The sequence below is a fragment of the Pedobacter sp. genome, from assembly GCF_045627485.1.
Classification (GTDB): domain Bacteria; phylum Bacteroidota; class Bacteroidia; order Sphingobacteriales; family Sphingobacteriaceae; genus Pedobacter.
On record NZ_JAZQNU010000086.1, the window covers coordinates 1 to 5754 of the forward strand.

At 41.0% G+C, this 5754-nt stretch carries 4 protein-coding genes and 1 tRNA gene; 3 read left to right on the forward strand and 2 right to left on the reverse strand.

Going from position 1 to position 5754, the window contains the following annotated elements; translation table 11 throughout:
• Positions 1–245: 245 nt before the first annotated feature.
• Positions 246–318 (reverse strand) — tRNA-Phe (locus ACR2F3_RS06405).
• A 205-nt stretch (positions 319–523) separates the two neighbouring features.
• Between ACR2F3_RS06405 and ACR2F3_RS06410 the strand changes: the two genes are divergently transcribed.
• Genes ACR2F3_RS06410 through ACR2F3_RS06420 form a run of 3 tightly spaced genes read left to right on the forward strand, consistent with a single transcriptional unit; the run spans position 524 to position 3455 of the window.
• Positions 524–1819 (forward strand): 4Fe-4S dicluster domain-containing protein, encoded by a 1296-nt coding sequence (locus ACR2F3_RS06410; RefSeq protein ID WP_432709151.1) that lies wholly within the window; start codon positions 524–526, stop codon positions 1817–1819.
• Between the two features lie 21 nt (positions 1820–1840).
• Positions 1841–2641, forward strand: coding sequence for a (Fe-S)-binding protein (locus tag ACR2F3_RS06415; protein ID WP_432709152.1), 801 nt, complete (start codon positions 1841–1843; stop codon positions 2639–2641).
• Positions 2631–3455 (forward strand): MBL fold metallo-hydrolase, encoded by an 825-nt coding sequence (locus ACR2F3_RS06420; RefSeq protein ID WP_432709153.1) that lies wholly within the window; start codon positions 2631–2633, stop codon positions 3453–3455. Before ACR2F3_RS06415 ends, ACR2F3_RS06420 begins: the two co-directional genes overlap by 11 nt.
• A gap of 55 nt (positions 3456–3510) precedes the next feature.
• Here ACR2F3_RS06420 and ACR2F3_RS06425 read toward each other — a convergent pair whose 3' ends face one another.
• The gene (locus ACR2F3_RS06425; RefSeq protein WP_432709154.1) at positions 3511–5184 is read right to left on the reverse strand and encodes an NADP-dependent glyceraldehyde-3-phosphate dehydrogenase; all 1674 of its coding nucleotides are present in this window, start codon (positions 5182–5184) and stop codon (positions 3511–3513) included.
• Positions 5185–5754 lie beyond the last annotated feature (570 nt).

Sequence of the window (5754 nt, forward strand, 5' to 3'; positions counted from 1 at the left end):
TTAAGTTCAAAAAAATCAAGAATGAAATCTGGGAGCAATAAGCTTATTAAAGAATGGTAACCGTCCTGCATGAAGTAAGAAATCTAAAACAGCAAAGCTAAAAATATAAGGCTTGCTCCACAAGTTTTTGACTTGATCCCAGACTTGATCCTTGACTTGATCCAGAAATTGCAAATGACCAAGAGCCTCTCAAATTCCTTTTAAACAAAAAAACCTTAGATTTCTCTAAGGCTTTTTTGTAGAAGTGGTGTGGGTCGGGATCGAACCGACGACACAAGGATTTTCAGTCCTTTGCTCTACCGACTGAGCTACCGCACCAACTAGTAGTTGTTTTCCCGTAACGTTCTTCGTTGTTGGGAGTGCAAATGTAGCTTCTTTTTTTATACTTCCAAACTTTATTTAAAAAAAGTTGAAAATAATTATCAATAGCCCAATTTTTCTTGCAAAACCTTAGTTTTATGCATGCATAGTAATTTGTTTACAGGAATTAGTTTTAACTTAGCATAACCATAATAAACCATTTATGATAGCTCAGATCTTATTTATCATTCTAACCCTTTCCGCCATAGGCCTTTTCGCTTTTAATGCCAAAAAGGTGATACGCAATATCCGTTTAGGTAAAGCTGCAGACCGGTTTGATCAGCCACAAAAAAGGATAATGACCATGCTTAAAGTAGCATTCGGACAAACAAAAATGTTCTTCCGACCTATTCCTGCAATCCTTCACTTTTTTGTTTATGCTGGTTTTATCATTATAAACCTCGAAGTCCTCGAGATTATGATTGATGGTATCTTTGGTACTCACCGTATTTTTGGTGGCTTAGGCCCCATATACAACGGTCTGATTGGTTCATTTGAAATATTGGCACTGTCGGTTTGGTTAGCCTGTGTCATTTTCTTAATTCGCAGAAACGTTTTAAAACTGAAAAGATTTAGTGGTGTTGAAATGACGGCATGGCCAAAATCTGATGCCAACTATATTCTGATTACCGAAATCTTATTAATGAGTGCCTTCCTTATGATGAATGCCGCTGACGCCAAATTACAGGCGCTAGGTCATGGCCATTACGTCACTGCTGGTGCATTCCCGGTAAGCCAGTTTCTTCAAAACCTGTTGCCAGATTCGGCATCCTCATTGGTAATGATTGAAAGAGGTTGCTGGTGGTTCCACATTATCGGCATATTCGCGTTTTTAAACTACCTGCCTTACTCCAAACACTTCCACATCATGTTGGCCTTCCCCAATACTTATTTTTCCAATCTGGAGCCTAAAGGGGAATTTACCAATATGCAGAGTGTAACGAACGAAGTGAAAGCCATGCTCGATCCTTCTTTCACTCCCGAAGCTACCGAACCGGGCCGTTTTGGTGCCAAAGACGTCAACGATTTATCATGGGTTAACCTCATGAATGCCTATACCTGCACCGAATGTGGTCGCTGTACCTCCGTGTGTCCGGCCAACATGACCGGTAAATTATTGTCACCCCGCAAAATCATGATGGATACCCGTGACAGGGTTACTGAAGTAGGCAAGAATATTGATAAATCTGGCAACGGCTTTGACGATGGCAAAGCTTTGTTGGACGATTACATTACCCGCGAAGAAATATGGGCCTGTACAAGCTGTAACGCTTGCGTAGAGGCCTGTCCGGTTAACATTGATCCATTAGCTATCATTACAGAATTAAGACGCTACACGGTCATGGAAGAATCTAAATTTCCAGCCAGCCTGAACGTAATGATGAGTAATGTGGAAAATAACGGTGCACCATGGAAATATTCTCCTGCCGACCGACTGAACTGGGCTAAAGAAAACTAACGATTAAAACTCAAACTGAACATGAGCGATCAATTAAACTTTGAAGTGCCGACAATGGCACAAATGGTAGCCAAAGGTGAAGTTCCGGAAATTCTTTTCTGGGTCGGCTGCGCCGGTAGTTACGATGAACGTGCACAAAAAACAACACGCGATATTTGCAAGATCCTGCACCATGTAGGCATGAAGTATGCCGTTTTAGGTACCGAAGAAAGTTGTACCGGCGATCCTGCCAAACGTGCCGGGAATGAGTTCCTGTTTCAGATGCAGGCCATGACTAACATAGAAGTGCTCAACGCATACGAAGTTAAAAAGATCGTTACCGGCTGCCCGCATTGTTTCAATACCATCAAAAACGAATATCCAGGATTAGGCGGTAACTACGAGGTGATCCACCACAGCCAGCTTATCCAGCAACTGATTGATGAGGGTAAACTGAAAGCCGAAGGCGGAGAAAGTTTTAAAGGAAAGAAAATAACTTTCCATGACCCTTGTTACTTAGGTCGCGCAAATGAAGTATACGAAGCTCCACGCCGGGCTTTAGAAGTGTTAGATGCCCAACTGGTGGAAATGAAACGTTGTAAATCTAACGGGCTTTGTTGTGGCGCTGGTGGTGCCCAGATGTTTAAAGAACCAGAAAGAGGCAATAAAGACATTAACATTGAGAGAATAGAGGAAGCCTTAAGCACCGATCCGCAAATTGTAGCCGCTGCCTGCCCTTTCTGTATGACCATGTTAAGCGACGGGGTAAAAATGAAAGACCAGAACGATAATGTGAAGGTTCTTGATATTGCAGAAATCACTGCACGTGCAAATGGATTGTAATACGCTATCGATAACTTCTTTAAATTCCGGGAGCAACGGAAACTGTTATTACGTGGGTAATGACACAGAAGCGGTTTTAATTGATGCCGGAATTTCATGCAAGGAAACCGAGATCAGGATGCAACGCCTGGGCCTTTCTATGCTCAACGTAAAAGCGCTCTTCATTTCACATGAACATTCTGATCACATCAGGGGTGTTTGTGTGATGGCTAAAAAATATAATATCCCGGTGTATATTACGCCGGGTACGCTGTTGAACTGCAAGTTCAGCAAATTGAAACCTGAGCTGATCCGCACGCTGCAAAGTTTCGAAACCTATACTGTAGGCAGCCTAAACGTTACTGCATTTCCAAAAGTACACGACGCCGCCGAACCGCATAGCTTTATTGTGAGATGCGGTCACACCAAAGTGGGCATTTTTACAGACCTTGGGGTAGTATGTGAGCAACTGATTCATCATTTTAAACAATGTGATGCTGCTTTCCTGGAAGCGAACTACGATGAGGATATGCTCCGTCAGGGCGGTTACCCGATTTTCTTAAAAAAACGCATTAGCGGTGGCGAGGGTCACCTCTCCAACAAACAAGCTCTGGCTTTGTTCCTTGAACATAAACCCAGAAACCTGTCGCACCTGATTCTTGCGCACCTCTCAAAAGACAATAATTCACCAGAGTTGGTGCAGCAGTTATTTGCCCCCCATGCTTCAGGCACAAAGATTATTGTCGCCTCCCGATTTGCAGAGACACCGGTTTTCAGCATCAAAGGACTACTGCCTTTACCGATTCCAGTACAACTGCAGATGCATATTTCTTAATGCATCAAATACGTCGTTGAATCTTAACCTTAAGAATTATACATCGTTGAAGTCGTTAAAATAACACTCGATTAGTCAATCGTTTGGAATCCCCTGATTCTAGGATAGATCTGATCAGCCGCTCATTTTCTGGTGTTTGCTTGGTCACAACGACAGAATCGACTGAAAATGCAAACAAGGCCTCATCTACCGACAATGTTCCTTCAGCTGAATCTTTACGGCCATTAAATGGAAATGTATCTGGTCCGCGTTGACACTGGCTGTTTAAATTAATTCTGCCAACCTGGTTGGCTAGCGTATCGATTATAACAGAAACCGCGTCTGTATCCTGACTAAAAATGCTTACTTGCTGACCAAACCGTGAGTTGGTTACATATTCAATAGGCTCAGCTAATGACGAAAACGCAACAACAGGGATTACCGGCCCAAACTGTTCCTCATGATATATCTTCATTTGATCATTTACAGGATATAGTGCTGTAGGATGCACAAAGGTTCCATAAATCGCCCCTCCCCCGTCCTCCAAATTAAGAATTTCAGCTCCCTTGCTTGTTGCATCATCAATACATTCCTTTAGGTAAGAAGGTTTTTCAGGTTCTGCCAAGGGAGTAATGGTAACCCCATTTTGCCAGGGCATTCCCATCTTTAGGTCTTTTAACGCTTCTACTAATAGTTTATTGAACTCATCAACAATTTCCTGATCAACAAATAGCACCTTTATCGCGGTACACCTTTGTCCGTTAAAAGTTAAAGTTCCTACAATACACTCTTTTACTGCTTGATGTAAATCGGCATCAGGTAAAATAATTGCAGCATTTTTCGCATCCAATCCTAAAACAGATTTTAACCGGTTTGATCTAGGGTGCATTTTTTTCAAACTATCAGCCACCCTGCTCGAACCAATCAGCGCGAGCACGTCAATTTTACCACTTTCCATAAGAGTTGGAACTATATCACGTCCCCTGCCATAAACAGTATTTACAACCCCTTTTGGGAAACATTTCGCAAAAGCATCCAATAATGGCTCAAATAATAAGGTCCCATGTTTAGGTGGTTTGAATAATATCGTATTTCCCATAATTAGTGCGGGGATCAACGTGGTGAAAGTTTCATTTAAAGGGTAGTTAAATGGTCCCATACACAAAACAACACCATGAGGAAGTTTCTTGGTCTGGCCAATAAAGTGTTGCGTAACCGTAAATGCATTTGAGGTGTTGTAAAGTTCTTTCGCGGCACGGATCGTTTCATTTGTGTAGTCTATGGTCCTGTCAAACTCCTTCTCTGCATCAGTAACAGTTTTTCCAATTTCCCAAACTATTAGTTTCACGATTTCCGACTTTCGCTTCATCATCTCAACAATAAAATCATTAAGATGCTCAATCCTGTCATGAATATGCATTGCAGGCCATTCGCCTCGTCCTCCACCAAAAGCATATACAGCAGCATCCAGTGCTTCTTTGGTCTCATTAATGGTCCCTAAGGGATAACTGCCAATCTGTATATTTTTAATCTTATTACTTTCCTTATCAGCAATCAGGATAGGAGAGAAAACTTCATGAAATGGACCGTCCCATTTACGTAATTCACCATTAATTAGAATTCTTTTCTGGTGTACTTGACTATGTATCTTAACAACATCAGGAATTTCATCCTGACTTAGAAATAGTTCCTTCAAAGCTAGTTGCGCAGTAGAGAAACTCTCATCACTTATTTCATAATTTTTAAGCATATCTCATTTAATTAGATAAAAGATATATTTTCATTAGAAAGCGTTGTAAAGCAGCCTACACAGCATTATTCATTTACGTGTACTAAACAGTTATTTTCAACGACCGAATAAGTTCCTCCATTAAAACTCAAAATTATATATAGCTTCCATAATTGTCTTCTTATTCCATTGTTTAATTTCTGTCCTTCCCTTATGAGTTTTTCCTTCGACATGCACTACACCTGTTTCTGAAAACAGTTTGCATAAGCTGAAGAATCAAAGCTGTCTTGTACTTTAACTAAATTCGTTACTATAATCGGTATATTTATAATTTATTATTTTTAATCGTCAACTTTTAAATGGTCGGTACCGTTCCGCCATCTATCACGTATTTGTGCCAGTTAAATAACCTGCTCTTGGAGAAACCAGAAACCCACAAATTTTGCCACATCTTTCGGTTCTGCCAGTCTCCCAAAGGGAATACCACTCAATGTATTAGTGCAGGCTCTTTTGAAGGCCTCCTTAGCGGGCGATTAATAATTTTGGAGTCTGGATGTCAAAATAGTAAACACGCTACACATTCTTAATTCA